Origin of the sequence: Kitasatospora sp. NPDC050463 (genome assembly GCF_040655255.1) — a bacterium.
In the GTDB taxonomy this organism is placed as follows: Bacteria; Actinomycetota; Actinomycetes; order Streptomycetales; family Streptomycetaceae; genus Kitasatospora.
The window spans coordinates 166,240-182,029 of record NZ_JBFAJO010000002.1; the positions used below are offsets into that span (position 1 = coordinate 166,240).

The 15,790-nt window shown below is 73.3% G+C and carries 14 protein-coding genes; 7 read left to right on the top strand and 7 right to left on the bottom strand.

Features of this window, described 5'->3' with window-relative positions; all coding sequences use genetic code 11:
• Positions 1-250: 250 nt before the first annotated feature.
• Complete coding sequence (locus AB0J08_RS02405; protein ID WP_360625555.1) at positions 251-2,371, bottom strand: alpha-galactosidase; 2,121 nt, start codon at positions 2,369-2,371, stop codon at positions 251-253.
• Between the two features lie 455 nt (positions 2,372-2,826).
• Here AB0J08_RS02405 and nagB point away from each other — a divergent pair, with 455 nt between their 5' ends.
• The 4 genes from nagB to AB0J08_RS02425 all read left to right on the top strand — a co-directional run bounded on the left by nagB (position 2,827) and on the right by AB0J08_RS02425 (position 7,002).
• Positions 2,827-3,609, top strand: coding sequence for a glucosamine-6-phosphate deaminase (gene nagB / locus AB0J08_RS02410; protein WP_360625558.1), 783 nt, complete (start codon positions 2,827-2,829; stop codon positions 3,607-3,609).
• Positions 3,610-3,905: 296 nt separating this feature from the next.
• Positions 3,906-4,622: a TNT domain-containing protein gene (locus AB0J08_RS02415; protein WP_360625561.1), complete on the top strand. Its 717-nt coding sequence runs from the start codon at positions 3,906-3,908 to the stop codon at positions 4,620-4,622.
• 204 nt (positions 4,623-4,826) lie between these two features.
• Positions 4,827-5,801 carry a cytochrome c oxidase assembly protein gene (locus AB0J08_RS02420; protein ID WP_360625768.1) on the top strand — a complete coding sequence of 325 codons (975 nt, stop codon included), beginning with the start codon at positions 4,827-4,829 and terminating at the stop codon, positions 5,799-5,801.
• A gap of 202 nt (positions 5,802-6,003) precedes the next feature.
• Positions 6,004-7,002: a YdcF family protein gene (locus AB0J08_RS02425; protein ID WP_360625564.1), complete on the top strand. Its 999-nt coding sequence runs from the start codon at positions 6,004-6,006 to the stop codon at positions 7,000-7,002.
• Positions 7,003-7,130: 128 nt separating this feature from the next.
• On the opposite strand, the gene AB0J08_RS02430 is transcribed toward AB0J08_RS02425, so the two are convergent.
• The 3 genes from AB0J08_RS02430 to AB0J08_RS02440 all read right to left on the bottom strand — a co-directional run bounded on the left by AB0J08_RS02430 (position 7,131) and on the right by AB0J08_RS02440 (position 10,392).
• Positions 7,131-9,350 (bottom strand): NADP-dependent isocitrate dehydrogenase, encoded by a 2,220-nt coding sequence (locus AB0J08_RS02430; protein WP_360625567.1) that lies wholly within the window; start codon positions 9,348-9,350, stop codon positions 7,131-7,133.
• A gap of 231 nt (positions 9,351-9,581) precedes the next feature.
• Positions 9,582-9,974: a DUF4180 domain-containing protein gene (locus AB0J08_RS02435; protein WP_360625570.1), complete on the bottom strand. Its 393-nt coding sequence runs from the start codon at positions 9,972-9,974 to the stop codon at positions 9,582-9,584.
• Complete coding sequence (locus AB0J08_RS02440; RefSeq protein ID WP_360625573.1) at positions 9,967-10,392, bottom strand: helix-turn-helix domain-containing protein; 426 nt, start codon at positions 10,390-10,392, stop codon at positions 9,967-9,969. The genes AB0J08_RS02435 and AB0J08_RS02440 overlap by 8 nt, the downstream gene beginning before the upstream one ends.
• Positions 10,393-10,628: 236 nt before the next feature.
• Here AB0J08_RS02440 and AB0J08_RS02445 point away from each other — a divergent pair, with 236 nt between their 5' ends.
• Positions 10,629-10,946, top strand: coding sequence for an SAV_915 family protein (locus tag AB0J08_RS02445; protein WP_360625576.1), 318 nt, complete (start codon positions 10,629-10,631; stop codon positions 10,944-10,946).
• Positions 10,947-11,050: 104 nt separating this feature from the next.
• Positions 11,051-11,308, top strand: coding sequence for a hypothetical protein (locus AB0J08_RS02450; protein ID WP_360625579.1), 258 nt, complete (start codon positions 11,051-11,053; stop codon positions 11,306-11,308).
• 64 nt (positions 11,309-11,372) lie between these two features.
• Here the strand turns inward: AB0J08_RS02450 and AB0J08_RS02455 are convergent, their stop codons facing one another.
• Positions 11,373-12,242 (bottom strand): DMT family transporter, encoded by an 870-nt coding sequence (locus AB0J08_RS02455; RefSeq protein WP_360625582.1) that lies wholly within the window; start codon positions 12,240-12,242, stop codon positions 11,373-11,375.
• A gap of 299 nt (positions 12,243-12,541) precedes the next feature.
• On the opposite strand from AB0J08_RS02455, the gene AB0J08_RS02460 reads away from it, so the two are divergent.
• Positions 12,542-13,495 carry a serine/threonine dehydratase gene (locus AB0J08_RS02460; protein WP_360625585.1) on the top strand — a complete coding sequence of 318 codons (954 nt, stop codon included), beginning with the start codon at positions 12,542-12,544 and terminating at the stop codon, positions 13,493-13,495.
• Between the two features lie 76 nt (positions 13,496-13,571).
• On the opposite strand, the gene AB0J08_RS02465 is transcribed toward AB0J08_RS02460, so the two are convergent.
• Both AB0J08_RS02465 and AB0J08_RS02470 read right to left on the bottom strand, forming a co-directional pair.
• On the bottom strand, positions 13,572-14,882 hold the full coding sequence (locus tag AB0J08_RS02465) for a DUF2254 domain-containing protein (RefSeq protein ID WP_360625588.1): 1,311 nt from the start codon (positions 14,880-14,882) through the stop codon (positions 13,572-13,574).
• 143 nt (positions 14,883-15,025) lie between these two features.
• Positions 15,026-15,748 carry an urease accessory protein UreD gene (locus AB0J08_RS02470; protein ID WP_360625771.1) on the bottom strand — a complete coding sequence of 241 codons (723 nt, stop codon included), beginning with the start codon at positions 15,746-15,748 and terminating at the stop codon, positions 15,026-15,028.
• Positions 15,749-15,790: the final 42 nt, after the last annotated feature.

The window sequence follows — 15,790 nt, forward strand, 5'->3', positions numbered from 1 at the left end:
TGAGCGGGCCGGGTCCGGGGAGGGAGGACTACATGGAGATGATCAGCGGCCCCGGCAGGCCCTGCTCGAGCTGATGCAACCCGGCCACCGCCCCGTCCTGGTCCTGCCCGCCGACCACCCGTCCCACCCCGACAAGCCGAACCGGCCCGGCAAATGAACTGCCGGGCCGTCACGAAAGACACCACCCGCGTACGCGGGCCCGGCACGGTGTCGCGCCGTGCCGGGCCCGGCCGTGATGGGATCAGGGCCGTCAGGACAGGACGGTCCAGCTCTGGCCGGCCGCTGCCGAGTTGGCCGGGTTGGTCATCCCGGTCGAGCCGGCCGTGGTGGCGGCGACGTCCAGGACCAGGCCGTTGCCGACGTTGGTGACGGTCAGCGCGCCGGCGCTGTTCTGGGTGACCTTCCACTTCTGCCAGGGGTTGTTGGCCGTGGGGTTGAGCAGGTAGGCGCTGCCGACTCCGCCGCCGGCGGCGAGCACGGTGTGCGTCTGGGTGGCGGTGTAGCAGTTGTCGGTGATCGTCACGGTGCCGTCCGCGTTGGGCGTGAACAGCCACTGCTGGGCGGCGTTGCCGCTCTGGTAGGCGTTGATGCCGCTGTTGCCGCCGAGCGGGGCGTAGCAGCCGCCCTTGACCTCCAGCGCCTGACCGCCGGTGCCGCCCGCGCTGATCGCGTGGTACTTGCCGTCGCCGACGACGCTCGCCCGGTCGCCGCCAGTGCCGTTGCCATTGCCGTTGCCGTTGCCCATGCCGACGCTCGCGCCGGCGATGCGGTAGAGGGAGACGCCGTGCGCCGGGATCCAGCTGCCGCCGATGGTGCCGGTGGTGGTGCCGGTGGCGCCGGTCCACAGTTCCCGGTAGGAGTAGCTGGTGCCGGTCACACCGAGGTCGGCGAAACTGACGCTGGGCATGGCCCAGTTGTTCGGGTCCTGGTTGATCAGGGCGACGGCCAGGTCGCCGTTGGCGAGCTGACGCTTGAGGATCACCGGCGCCGTGGTCGAGGCGGGGTAGTTGGGCATGGTGCCGACCAGGGTGGCGGGCTTGGCGAGGCTGTCCTGGTCGATGGCGATCATGTCGGGGTTCTTCAGCAGCCCCAGGGCGGAGGAATGGATCCCGGTGGACCAGGTGTAGCCGTTCGCGGTGTGCTGCGCGTCGGCGGTGGTGCGCAGGTCGGCGCCGGAGATGAGCGGGGCGGCCATCATCGACAGGATGGACAGCTCGGTGCGCGACTCGTCGTCGGTGAAGGGCTTGTTGCCCTTGTAGGTGTCGGTGACGCCCCAGACGCCGTACGGGTCCTGCCAGCCGGCGAACATCATGTCCATGTCGTTCCAGCTACCGGGGTGGACGTTGCCCGGGTACTTCAGGGCGGTCTGCAACTGGCCGTTGTAGAGGACGCCGTCCAGCTCGCTGTTCCGGTCGCCGCCGATCCGGCACAGGTTGGCGACCTGGCCGCACCACACGCCGGTGGGGTAGTAGCCGGCGGCCTGATGCGGCTGGACGCCGGCGGCCACGATCAGCGGGTCGGTGCGGGCCGGGTCGTTGGCGTTCAGCAGGTGGGGGATGCCGGTGTGCGCGGGCTGGGCGGACAGGCTGAGGGTGACCTTCGGCCGGCCCGCGGCGGCGGTCGCCGCGTCCAGGGCCCGCTGGAAGGTCTGCGTACGGGCGTAGATGGACTGGGTGAGCTCCTTGCCCTCGCCCTGCGGGTAGTAGCTGTAGCCGTCGGGGCCGACGATGGTCGGGCCGTACGGGCAGTCGTCGTACTTGACGTAGTCGACGCCCCAGGCCACGAAGTCGTTCGCGTCGGTGGTCTCGTGGCCGAGGCTGCCGGGGTGGCCCTGGCAGGTGGTGTAGGTGGCGGTGGCGTAGAGACCGAACTTCATGCCCTTGCTGTGCGCGTACCAGGCCAGGTACTGGATGCCGTTCACGGTGCTGCCGTTGACGGTCTGCGAGGGGAACCGGTCGGCGTCGGGGACGAGGTGCCCGCTGGTGGGGTCGTTGCCGGAGCCGTCGGTGCCGGAGACCGGACGGCCGTAGGCGTCGTACAGCTGCATCCCGTTGTCCGCGGTCTTCGCGAAGTCCGTGGTCTGGCCGTCGCGGTGGCGGACCGACCAGCCGTCGTCGATGGTGACGGTGTTGTAGCCGGCCTGGACCAGGCCGTTGGCCGCCATGAAGTCGATGGTCTGCTTGACCTGGGTCTGGGTCACCTGGGTGCCCAGGCTGTTCCAGGAGTTCCACCCCATGGGCGGGGTCAGGGCGTTGCCGTTGCCGAGGGCGGCGGCCGGGGCGGCGGTGACGAGGGTGGTCGCGCCGAGGCCGGAGGCGGCGAGGGCCAGAGCGGCCAGCATGCCGGCGACGCGAGGTGGCGATGTGCGCATGTGGGGACTTCCCGAGGGGTGCGTGTGCCGGGGCAGGCGCCACCCTGCGGGCGGGCCCGACCACGGCTGGTGGGGGTGGGTCTGGGTGGCTCTGAACTCTGGCTCACCGAGGTGTCGAGCAAGGACACGCAGGCGCCAACAGGCAATGCGGTGGGGGAACATGACAGCACTCGGCAGGCCGCCGTCGGCGAGGCACTGGCACGGGGAATCGGCGATCCCCCGACCTCCGACGGTGGTGCCATATGATATTTCACCAATCAATAACCCACAAGAGTCAACACAACAAACCACGTTCGCTCTCGCGGCCTGGCCCGACGGATGGACCCGGCGGCCGATGCCGGGCCCCCACGCCGGCCACGGCCGCGAACTCCTCCGGAAGCGGAGTGGACCTGAGGGAGGACATCACGACAGAATGGTCTAGACCTCTATCTCGAGTCCCGAAATGGTGCATCAGTATGGAAATCGTGATCGTGCCCGACGCCGCCGCCGGAGGCAGCCTCATCGCCGCGGCGATCGCCGATCTGCTGACCGACAAGCCCGACGCCCTGCTCGGCGTGGCAACCGGCTCCACCCCGACGCCGATCTACCAGGCCCTCGCCGCCCGGGTCCAGGCCGGGACCCTGGACGCCTCCCGCGCACGCGTCTGCCAGCTGGACGAGTACGTCGGCCTCCCGGCCGGCCACCCCGAGTCCTACCGCTCGGTGGTCCTTCGCGAGGTGGTGGAGCCGCTCGGTCTGACCGAGGCGTCCTTCATGGGCCCCGACGGCAACGCGCAGGACATCGCCGCGGCCGCGGCGGACTACGACCGCGCCCTCGCCGAGGCCGGCGGCGTCGACCTCCAGCTGCTCGGCATCGGCACCGACGGCCACATCGGCTTCAACGAGCCGTGCTCGTCGCTCGCCTCCCGGACCCGCATCAAGACGCTGACCCGGCAGACCCGCGAGGACAACGCCCGGTTCTTCGACAGCCTCGACGACGTCCCGCACCACGTACTCACCCAGGGCATCGGCACCATCCTGGAGGCCCGCCACCTCGTGCTGCTCGCGACCGGAGCGGCCAAGGCCGAGGCCGTCGCGCTCGCCGTGGAGGGCCCGCTGTCCGCGATGGTGCCCGCCTCAGCCCTGCAGCTGCACCCGCACGCCACCGTCGTCGTCGACGAGGCGGCCGCCTCGGGCCTCAAGCTCGCCGGCTACTTCCGGGACACCTACGCCGCCAAGCCCGCCTGGCAGGGCCTCTGAGAGGAGGGCAGCCCCCTCCGGCCCCCGGACCGGGCATCCCGGAGGGGCCCGGGCGGGACAGGAGCCGGGAGCAGAGCCGTGATCCTCGGGCCCATCGCCGACCCGAGGACGGCTCGCGAGTACGGACCGTGGCCGACGGGCATGCATCCGAACGGGTGGGCACAGCGGGGGCGAACGGGTCATCCGCACACAAACAGCGTGACTCTGTGCGACTGTGCGTGTGCTCATCGCCACCGGCTCGCCGTGCGGGCCGTCGGCCATGGCGCCCCCGCTCCCCCTCCCGAACGGAACCGCCCATGCGCAACCCCGCTCTCGCCGCCTTCACGATGGCGGCCGTCCTGCCCCTCACCGGGTTGGCCGCCACCGGCACCGCCGTCGCCCAGTCGTCCTCCTCCCAGCGGGTGCCGATCGCGGAGTGCGACAACGTTCCGAAGGTCTACGACCCCGGCGCGGCGAAGTACCTCTGCACGCGGGTCGAACTCGGCCCGGCCGTCCTGCCGACGGACCCGGTGGTGAAGCGGCTGCTGGTGGGCTACGACCGGCTGGGCGGGGTGACGCCGGCCCGGTTCCTGGACTGGTACCGGGACTGGCGGGGCTGGAAGTACCCGGACCACATGGGCTTCACCGACAACGGCGGCGACCTCGACATGACCGAGGAGCTGCTGCAGCCCGGGAAGAAGCTGGACCGCTTCGGGGGCAACGCCCGCGGCAAGTTCCTGGCCCCGGGCGGCACGCCGTTCCCCCAGCGCGCCCTCCCGCCCGACTCGCTCAACGGCGGCGACGCCAACTACCACTGCTTCGAGGTGAAGAAGTCGTTCAAGGTCCAACAGGGCCACATCGCGGGGGCGTTCTCGCAGCCGGGCAACGGCCTCCAGCAGTGGCTCGACCCGGACCTCAAGCCGGCCGACCCCAACCTGGCGACCTTCGACGTCGCGGGGCTCCTCAGCGCGGGCTACCTGACGGAGCACGTCACCGACAAGGACTTCTGCCTGAAGAACACCCAGGGCTCCTGATCGACCCCCGCGGAACGACCGGGGCGGCGTACGGTCGGCGACCGGCGCGCCGCCCCGGCCCGCCCGGCCGAACCAGGGGGTGGGGGAAGCCCCGGAGTAAGGCCCGCCTAGGCTGTGGAGGCAAGCAAAACGGGCGAACCGGACCCACCCAGGGCCCGTGACGAGGGAAAGCAGGACCCGCCGATGGGCGACGGAATGTCAGGGATGCACCACCACGGCGGAATGGCAGAGCTGGGCCCGTTCTCCCTCTCCAACGTCTTGACCTGGTCCCCCGACTGGGTGTTCCTGATCGGCGGCCTGGCCGCCCTGGCCCTGTACGGCACGGGCGTCGTCCGGCTGTACCGGCGTGGTGACCGCTGGCCGATCGGCCGGTCGGTCGGCTGGGCGGCGGGCATCGGCTCGGTGATCCTGGTCACCTGCACCGGGCTGAACGACTACGGCATGGTGCTGTTCAGCGCGCACATGATGCAGCACATGGTGCTCTCCATGCTGTCGCCCATCCTGCTGCTGCTCGGCGCGCCCATCACGCTCGCGCTGCGGGCGCTGCGCCCGGCCGGCAAGGGCCGGCCGCGCGGGCCGCGCGAACTGCTGGTGGCCCTGCTGCACAGCACCTTCGTCCGGGTGGTCTCGCACCCGGGATTCACCATCCCGCTGTTCATCGCGAGCCTCTACGGGGTCTACTTCACCCCGCTGTTCGACTTCCTCATGCAGTACCGGCTCGGGCACATCTTCATGATGGTGCACTTCCTCGCCGCCGGGCTGGCGTTCTTCTGGCCGATCATGGGCGTCGACCCGGGCCCGCACCGGCCGGGCCACGTGATGCGGATCATCGAGCTGTTCATGGGCATGCCGTTCCACGCCTTCTTCGGCGTCGCGGTGATGATGGCCAGCCACCCGCTGGTGACCACCTTCACCGAGGAGGCGGCGCCGCCCGGGACGAAGCTGCTGGACGACCAGAAGCTGGCCGGCGGCATCACCTGGGCGTTCGGTGAGATCCCGACCGCGATCGTGCTGATCGCGCTGGTCTACCAGTGGATGCGCTCCGAGCAGCGGGTGTCCCGCCGCCGGGACCGCGCCGAGGAGCGCAGCGGTGACGCCGAGCTGGCCGCGTACAACGCCTACCTGGCCTCGCTGGACAAGCGCGGTCAGCGCCCCGCCCCGGCGGCCGACGCCGGCTGACCACACACGACCGCACACAGCCGCACACGAAACCCCTGCCGCCGGGCGGGGGTTTCGTCGTCTCCCCGCCCCGGCTCCCCGGGCCCCGCCGCCACGCCGGCCCGCCCGCCCGTACGAGGAAGGGTGGGGCTTCCCCGGCGGGCCCTCCGGTTTCCGCCCGGCGGGCGACGGCGCCCGGCCGTCTGTGCCTAGGATCCGGGGCATGCAAGCCCTTCTGATGGCCGCCCTGCTCGCCGTGGTGCTGCTCTCCCGGATCCAGGAGCCGCGCCGGTTCGGCAACGGGGTGCTGCTCGGGCTGATCGGCGTCTGCGCGGCGCTCGGCACGGTGAGCGCCGTCGGCCACTTCTCCTCGCCGGCCGCGAGCGCCGTCACGGCCGCGGTGGCGGGCGCGGTCTGGCTGAGCGGGCTGGTGGCGGCGGCCCTGCTGGTGGCCAACGGGGTCACCATGGTCCGGCGGGAGGGCACCCGGCCGGCCAGTCTGCTCGCGCTGCTCGCCGGCGCGGCCCTGCTCGCCCTCCTGGCGCTGCTGCTCTCGGCCACCTACCTCAGCGTCCGGGCGCTGCGGGCGGCGGCCGGCGCGGCCGTACTGCTCGGCGGCTACGGCGCGTTCCTGCTGCTCTGCTTCCTCGGCTACACCCTGCTGTACCGGCGGCTCGCCCCCCGGCCCGGCGCCGACTACCTGGTGGTGCTGGGCGCCGGCCTGGACGGCTGCGAGGTGCCACCGCTGCTGGTCGCCCGGCTGGACCGCGCGGTGGCGCTCTACCGGGCCGAGGAGGCGGCCGGGCACGCGCCGCTGCTGCTGGTGACCGGCGGCAAGGGCCCGGACGAGAGCTGCACCGAGGCCTCGGCCATGGCGGCCCACCTGGTCGCCGCCGGCTGCCCGCGCGAGCGGATCCGGCTGGAGGAGAAGGCCACCAACACCACCGAGAACCTCGCCTTCAGCCGGGAGCTGATGGAGCGCGAGCGGCCCGGCTACCACTGCACCGTGGTGACGAGCAGCTTCCATGTGCTCCGCTCCGCCGTCACCACCCGCCGGGCGGGCGTGCCCGGGCAGGTCGTCGGCGCGCCGACGGCCGGGTACTACTGGCCGAGCGCCGTCCTGCGCGAGGTGGTCGCGACGGCGCTGATGTACCCGCGGGTGAACACCGCCGTCGTCCTGCTGCTCGCGGCGGCCGGGGCGGTGGCGGGCTGGCGGTGGTGAGGCGTCCGCCACCCCGGCCCGTCACCGCCCCGGCCGCGCCCGGACACGGGCAGGCCCCCGGGTCGCGAACGGACCCGGGGGCCTCCCCGTGTACTCGGTGCCGGCGCGTCGCCGACCCCCGGCCGTGATCAGCCGAGGTTGGCCAGCGCCTCGTTGAAGGTCTTCGACGGGCGCATCACGGCCGCGGCCTTGGCCGGGTCGGGCTGGTAGTAGCCGCCGATGTCGACCGGCGAGCCCTGAACCGCGACGAGCTCCTCGACGATGGCCTGCTCCTGGTCGGCCAGCGCCTTGGCCAGGCCGGCGAACGCCTGGGCCAGCTCGGCGTCGGCGGTCTGCCGGGCCAGCTCCTGGGCCCAGTACAGGGCCAGGTAGAAGTGGCTGCCACGGTTGTCGATACCGCCGAGGCGGCGGCTCGGCGACTTGTCCTCGTTGAGGAAGGTGCCGGTGGCGCGGTCCAGCGTGTCGGCCAGCACCTGGGCGCGGGCGTTGTCGGCGGTCTGGGCCAGGTGCTCGAAGCTGGCGGCCAGCGCGAAGAACTCGCCCAGGCTGTCCCAGCGCAGGTAGTTCTCCTTGACCAGCTGCTGGACGTGCTTCGGGGCGGAGCCGCCGGCGCCGGTCTCGAACAGGCCGCCGCCGTTCATCAGCGGGACGACCGACAGCATCTTGGCGCTGGTGCCCAGCTCCAGGATCGGGAAGAGGTCGGTCAGGTAGTCACGCAGCACGTTGCCGGTGACCGAGATGGTGTCCTCGCCACGACGGATGCGCTCCAGCGAGAACTTGGTGGCCTCGACCGGGGTCTTGATCTCGATCTGCAGGCCGGCCGTGTCGTGCTCCGGCAGGTAGGTCTTGATCTTCTCGATCAGCACGGCGTCGTGCGCGCGGCCCTCGTCCAGCCAGAAGACGGCCGGGTTGCCGGTGGCGCGGGCACGGGTGACGGCCAGCTTGACCCAGTCCTGGATCGGCAGGTCCTTGGTCTGGCAGGCGCGGAAGATGTCGCCGGCCTGGACGGCCTGCTCCAGGACGACGTCGCCCTCGGCGTCGACGAGCCGGACGGTGCCGGCGGCGGCGATCTCGAAGGTCTTGTCGTGGCTGCCGTACTCCTCGGCCGCCTGGGCCATCAGGCCGACGTTCGGCACCGAGCCGATGGTGGCCGGGTCGAGGGCGCCGTTGGCGCGGCAGTCGTCGATGACGGCCTGGTACACACCGGAGTAGCTGCTGTCCGGCAGCACGGCCAGGGTGTCGGCCTCGTTGCCGTCCGGGCCCCACATGTGGCCAGAGGTACGGATCATGGCCGGCATCGAGGCGTCGACGATGACGTCGCTCGGCACGTGCAGGTTGGTGATGCCCTTGTCGGAGTCGACCATGGCCAGGGCCGGGCCCTCGGCCAGCTCGGCCTCGAACGAGGCCTTGATCTCGGCGCCGTTCGCCAGCTTGTCGAGACCGCCCAGGATGCCGCCGAGGCCGTTGTTCGGGTTCAGGCCGGCGGCGACCAGCGCGTCGCCGTACGCGGCGAAGGTCTTCGGGAAGAAGGCGCGGACCACGTGGCCGAAGATGATCGGGTCGGAGACCTTCATCATGGTGGCCTTGAGGTGCACCGAGAACAGCACGCCCTCGGCCTTGGCGCGGGCGACCTGGGCCGCCAGGAACTCGCGCAGCGCGGCGACGCGCAGCACCGAGGCGTCGACGACCTCGCCGGCCAGCACCGGAACCGACGGACGCAGCACGGTGGTGGTGCCGTCCTCGGCGACCAGCTCGATGCGCAGCGAGCCGGCCGAGGAGATCACCGCGGACTTCTCGGTGGAACGGAAGTCGTTCTCGCCCATGGTCGCGACGTTGGTCTTGGAGTCGGCTGTCCAGGCGCCCATGCGGTGCGGGTGCGTCTTGGCGTAGTTCTTGACCGACGCGGGGGCGCGGCGGTCCGAGTTGCCCTCGCGCAGGACGGGGTTGACCGCGCTGCCCTTGACCTTGTCGTAGCGGGCCCGGACGTCCTTGTCCTCGTCCGTCTGCGGGTCGTCCGGGTAGTCCGGCAGCGCGTAGCCCTGCGCCTGAAGCTCGGCGACGGCCGCCTTCAGCTGCGGGATGGAGGCCGAGATGTTCGGCAGCTTGATGATGTTGGCGCCCGGGGTCTTGGCGAGTTCGCCCAGCTCGGCGAGGGCGTCCTCGATCCGCTGGCCCTCCTCCAGACGCTCCGGGAAGCTCGCGATGATCCGCCCGGCGAGGGAGATGTCACGGGTCTCCACCCGCACACCCGCCGTCGAGGCGTAAGCCTGCACCACGGGCAGGAACGAGTACGTTGCCAGGGCCGGCGCCTCGTCGGTGTGCGTATAGATGATGGTCGAGTCAGTCATCGGTACTCCGCTTCACGTCTCCAACGTCTTGATGTCAAGATATCTCGTGTTCGCCCCTTCGCTCCACCTCCCCCCGCCCCGGAGTGCGCGCCGGCGCCCCGGCGGGCCGGCGGCGGTCAGCTCCACCGTCGTCCCGGGGCGGTCGCCGGGCAAGCGGAGCGGCGCGGCGGGCGGGCACCCGGGCGGCGTGGTCCCGTCACGGGCGGGCGGCGCGGCAGCGGACCGACGTCGTCACGGACGGACCTCGGACCGGACCTCGGACCTGGTGCCGGGCGGGGCGTCGAACCGGGCTTCGAACGCGGCCTCGTCGGCCAGGAACCAGAGCTGGCCACCCCGGTTGCTCTCCCGAACGAAGTCCCGCAGGGGGCCGCTGTCTGCGGTGTGGCGCGAGATGTCGCCGACGACGGCCAGACCGATCCGATAGGTGGCGAACTTCTGCACGATCCCGCCGGCGACCCGGGTGCTCAGCCGGAAGAAGTCGTCCTCGAAACGCTCCACGGGCACCACGACCCAGGCGGCGCCGACCGCGAACGCGTCGCCGATCAGGTCGGTGGCGTCCCGCTCGCCGCGGACCGGCGGACCGTCCGCGGCGAGGCGCAGGACGGTGACGGCGGGCTCAGACATCGGCGTTCTCCCTGATCAGTGCGTTGACGATGACGAGCAGCTCGGCCGTGTCGGCCAGCTCGCCGAGGATGACCACCTTGAGCGTCGAGCGCTGCTCGTCGTGCAGGGTCTGGATGCGCAGCGGGCTGCCCTCGCGGGGGCCGGCGACCGCCGCCATCAGCGTGTTGGCCAGCCGAGCGGCCTCCGCGGTCTCGATCGCGTCGATCTGCACGATGGTGGAGGCCTCGGCATGGCGCTGCGCCGCGGCCGGCACGGGCACCGGGGCGCCGGTGAACTCCGCGAGGTCCCGGCCGGCGATCCGGTACTGCTTGCCGATCCTGGTCGCCCTGAGGCGGCCGTCCCGGACGTAGCCGCGCACGGTACGCACGTGCAGACCCAGCTGCTCGGCCACCTGCTCCACCGAGTAGTACGGATCCACCGGATCCCCCTTCGCTCGGAATTCCCTATCACTCCGCAAACTACCATGTCATAGGGAAGGATAAGGAAGGAAAGGGAAGGGGCTGCTGGAGAGGGCAGCCGAGGACCGTCAGGACTCCGTCAACACAGCACCGCATTCGGTCAACGCCGCGTCAGGAGAGCGCCCGACAGGCCCGAATCCCCCTAGCGTCGGAGTCAGCAGTTCCGGCAGGCCCCACCACTCCTCGGGAGCACCGCATGGCCCGCGTCGTCTGGCACGTCCCGGTCACCGTCACCGGATCCACCACCGCCCTCCGGCTCTTCCGCCTGCGCGACGGCCGCCGCTGCGCGGTGGGCTTCGCCACCACCGAGGCGCTGACCGCCCTCCTCGGGCCGGACCAGGCCTTCACCGAACTCGCCGAGCCCGCCCTGCGCGCGCTCGCCGCGCCCCTGGGCGTGGACACCCTGGTACTGGATCCGCGCCTGGTGGCACCGCCCGTCGCCCGGCCCGCCCGGGGGCCCGCACCCGCCGAGCCCGCCGCACCGACCGCCCGGCCCCAGCTCCAGCACCGGTGACGGCGCTCCGACTCGTCCCCGGCGCCCGGTCGCCCGAACCGGTACGGCGGCCCGGTCCGGCCGGCCGGTCCGGGAAGGGCCCGCGCACTGCGGGCGGGCGGCCGTTGCACGCCCTGGTCCGGGTCGGTTTCGGCCCGGTACCGCTCGACTTCGACCGGCTGTCCGCCGAGTTCCCGGCGGTCCGGAGCGGGTTCGCACTGGCCGGCGGCGCCGACCTCGAACTGCGCGTCGCCTGCACCGGCCCGGAGGAGCTGCGCGCGATCTCCAGCGCGCTGATCCGCGCCGGCGCCGTCCGGGTCCAGGTCGATCTCGTCCTGCGCGCCCTGCGGCCGGGTCCGCCGGCACTGCGGCCGGTGCCGTAGGAGGGGCCCGCCCGTGCCGTCCTCGTCGTGGTGTGACGGGAAGGGCACGGGCGGACCCACTCGGTCAGCCGGTCTCGCGGGTGAGCACCGCGATGGCGGCCAGCAGCAGGGCGGAGCCGGCCACCAGGGCCGGAGTCACCGGCTCACCGAAGCAGAGGACGGCGATCAGTGCGGCGGCCGCCGGCTCCAGCAGCACGAGCACGGCCGCGGTGGCGCCCGGGACGACCGTCAGGCCGGCGAAGTACCAGCGGTAGGCGAGCAGGGTGGGGACGGTCCCCAGGAAGAGCAGCGCACCCGCCGTCAGTACCGGGCCACCCGCGGTCGGCACCACCCCCTCGACCGCGGCCAGGGGCAGCAGGCAGAGCATGCCCGTGGTGAAGGCACCGCCGCTCGCCCGGGCCGAACCGCCGCCGCGCGCCCAGAGGGTGAGGCCGCTCTGCCCGGCGCCCGCCAGCACGGCGAGCGCGACGCCCAGCACCGGACGCGGGCCGGCCGCCGGGGCGGCGACCAGCAGCGCGAGGCCCCCCAGCGCGAGCACGATCGCGGCCGACGCCCGCGCGCCGAGCCGCTCGCCGAGCAGCAGCCAGGCACCGAGACTGGTCAGGACCGGCCCCGCCCCGATGGTGATCAGGGTGCCGAGACCGAGACCGGCGAACTGCACCGAACCGAAGTAGGCGCACTGGCTGACCGCCAGCCCGAGCCCGGTGAGCACGGCCGAGCCGCGCGCTCCGGCACCGGCACGCCCCCGGCCTGCGGGGACGAGGGCCAGGCAGCCGGCCGCGACGGCGAAGCGCCAGAAGCAGACGGCCACCGGGCCGAGCCCGGTGGTGCGCAGCAGCAGTGCGGCGACGGCCCCGCCCACGCCCCAGGCGACGGCGGCGGCCGAGATGGACAGCAGGCCGTGCCGGAGCGGCACGGCGGCATGAGTGGTCATGCGTTGGTTCTCCACGATGGTGAGCCGAGTGAGGTCCGCGGTGGGCGCGGGCGGCATCCATCGGCCCGGGGCGACGACGCCGCCGGGCTGGGAATCGTGTGGTGCGCCGCCCGCTAGTGCTCGGGCGGCGGCAGGATCACGGAACGCATGACGGTCAGCCTACGCGGCCGGCCGGGGTCGACCCCCGCGCGGCCGGGACCGGGCGCTCGTGATCTTCTGCTGGCGAACCGCCGCGACGTACCGTCGGCGGTGGCGCGGTGGAAGTCGGCTTCCACCCCCGGGCCGAGAGGAACAGCAGCGTGGAGCACCTGACGTACGGCGAGGTCGAGGCGGCCGGACGGCGGATCGCGGGGCGGGTGCGACCCGTGGTCGTGGCGCCCGGGGCCGACGGCGGCCGGGTCTGGCTGGCGCTGGAGTACCTCCAGCACACCGGCAGCTTCAAGGCGCGCGGGGCGCAGAACTTCCTGCTCGCACACACCGAGGCGGGCACCCTGCCGGCCGCCGGAGTGACCATCGCCTCGGGTGGGAACGCCGGCCTGGCCTGTGCGTGGGCGGCCCGCGAGCTCGGCGTGCGGGCCACCGTGTTCCTGCCGGAGACCGCGCCTGCGGTCAAGGTCGCCCGGCTGCGCTCCTACGGGGCCGAGGTCCGGCTGGCGGGCCGCGAGTACGCCGAAGCGCTGGCCGCCTGCGAGGAGTTCGCGGCGGGCAGCGGCGCGCTCGCCTCCCACGCGTACGACCACCCGCTGATCGCGGCCGGAGCCGGGACGGTGCTGGACGAGATCCGGTCCCAACTGCCCGGCCTCGACACGGTGGTGGTGTCGGTCGGTGGCGGCGGGCTGTTCACCGGCGTGGCCGCCGCGGCGCGCGCGCACGGCGTCCGGGTGGTGGCGGTGGAGCCGGCGGGGAGCCGGGCGCTGGACGCGGCCCTGGCGGCCGGCCGGCCGGTGGACGTCCCGGTGGAGTCGGTGGCCGCGGATTCGCTGGGGGCCCGCCGGGCCACCGCACTTGCCGTGCACGCCGCCCGACAGGACGGCGTCCGTACGGTGTTGGTGCCGGATGCCGCCATCGTCCGGGCCCGGCAGGAGCTTTGGGACGAGCGCCGGATCGCCGTCGAGCACGCGGCCGCCACCGCGCTCGCCGCGGTGGCGGGCCCGGAGGGCGCCGACGGCGCGGCCGGCGCGGACGGTGAGCGGATCGCCGTGCTGCTCTGCGGCGCCAACACCGACCCCTCCGACCTGGTGGCGGCCGGCTGACGGCCCGGACGGACCGGGGACGGCCCTGGGCCGGCCCGGAGAGACTCCGGGCGGCCCCGGGGTGGCCCGGGCCGGCTCAGCCGATGCCCTGCCGGTCCGGCACCAGGGCGAACGTGCGGACCTCGGGGTCGGGCAGCTGCTCGACCACCGCACGGTCCAACAGGAGCCGCTGATCCAGGAGTTGGGGTCGAAACTGCTCGGGGGCGATTCGCAGCAGGTCGTCCAGGGAGGCGGCCAGCCGACGGGTCACCTGCGGGTGGCCGGCGCCGCACAGCCGGATCTCGGTGAACGCGAGGTCGACCACGGACTGCCAGTCCGGCACCGGCTCGACCAGCCGGACGGCGCCGGCCCGGTCGCGGAAACAGAGGTCCCCGAAGCTCTCGTGGACCAGCATCCCCAGCAGTTGGTGGATCCGGTCGATCGCCTGCACGGCCGTGGTCGGGTCGTTGACGGCGGGCGAGAGCGCGCGGATCGCGATGTCGACCAGCTGCCGGAAGCCGAAGCTGAGGTCCTGGTGCATGGTGCGGTCGACGCCGACGTTGAGTGCCAGGGCGATCCGGCGCGGGCGCGGCGGGCGGTCGACGGCGCCGGCCACCCGGACGATCGGGGTTCCGGGCGTGATGAAGTCGCCGATCCTGGGCACGAGGTGGAGCACCACGTCGTGCTTGCGGGCGATCCGCACCAGGCGGCCGATGTTGATGTCGCGCAGCACTCCCGAGCGCCCCTCGTGCAGCAGGGTGAGCGCCCGGTCGGGGACGCCCGGCGGTTGCGCGTCGGGCGGCGTCAGCCGGTACTGGAGGATCACGGCCACCGACTCGTTCGCGACCCGGTCGATGACGTGCGGCACCCGCAGCAGCCGCATCGTGGACTGCACGTAGAGCACGAACAGGGCCAGGCTGAGCAGGACCAGCAGCAGGGACCCCAGGCCGGAGAAGACCGGCACCGAGGTGACCTCGGCCGGGTCGGTGGCATCGTCGTAGCTCAGCTGGACGAGCAGGGCGAAGAGGAAGGTGGCCAGGCAGACCGAGAAGGTGGCCTTGGTCAGCCGGCTGCGCACGTACAGCCGCAGCACGCGCGGGGAGAACTGGCTGGCGGCCATCTGCAGGGCGACCAGCGAGATCGAGAAGACCACGCCGATGAACGTGAGCATCGCCGAACTCACCGTCGAAACCACGCTCTTGGCCGCGCCGGTGAACCGCATCAGCTCGTCCGCGGAGCCCGTCTCGGCGACGGTGGCGGTTACCACGGCCTCGTCCAGCCAGGCCGTCACGCCGGAGAGCAGCACCGCCGCGATGCAGGTGATCAGCGGGGCGAACCAGAAGGACTCCCGCAGGTGCTCGCGCAGCGGGGACAGCGGGCGGTAGCGGACGGGCCGACGATCGGTCATCGCCCCAGGCTAGGGCCTGTGCCCGCGCTCCGGTCGGACCAGCGCGCTGCGTCGTGGGCCCGGCCGGCCGGTGGGAACGGGTCCGCGGGGAACAACCGGCGGGAAACGGCCGGCGGGGCCGCCCCGGTGGGAGCGGCCCCGACTCAGTGTCCGCCGAGCGCCCGCCCGAGGGCGAGCGCGTCGGGGGCGGCGGCCGTGAGCAGATGGGCGTCGGGGTCCGGCAGGGTGAGCAGGGCGGCGTCACCGCTCACGGGCGGTGCGGGCGCCGGGTGGCCGACGGTGAGCAACTGCCCGGTGGCGCGGTGGCCGCCGAGGACGGCGGGGCCGTCCCACCCCGGCGCGCCGGGGCCCAGGTCGGTCTGCTGGTCGAGCAGGATCCGGCCGGCCCGGTGGACGGTGAGGCGGGAGGTGAGCCGGCCGGGGCCGGCGCCGCGGGCCCAGTCGTGGTGTCGGCCGAGGATCTGCTCCTCGCGGTAGCGCAGCCGGGCACCGGCGGCGAGGCTGATCCGGGTGTGCAGCACGAGGTGGCTGCCGGCAGCGGCGACCACCGGCTCGGGCCGCCAGTCGAGCCGGGCACCCTCCCCCACCGCCAGTTCGACGTCGTACCGGGCCGGGCCCGGGCCGGGCAGGCTGATGGTGGCGGCCGCGCTGCTCACGGTGAGGGCCGCGCCGTCGGCCACCTCGACCGCGAGTGCCAGCCGGTCGCCACCGAGCGGCGCGGCCATCGAGCCGACGATCACCACATGGGCTCCGCCGTCCGTGTCCCGGGTGCGACGCGGGGCGAGCGGCCCGGCGCCGGACAGGACGGGGAGGGCGGTGGTGCCCCACCCGTCGGGCTCGGCGCGGATCCGGGCCCGGGCCACCAGCGCGGCCCGGGCCTGCGGAGCCGGGGCGGCGGCCCGGAGCGG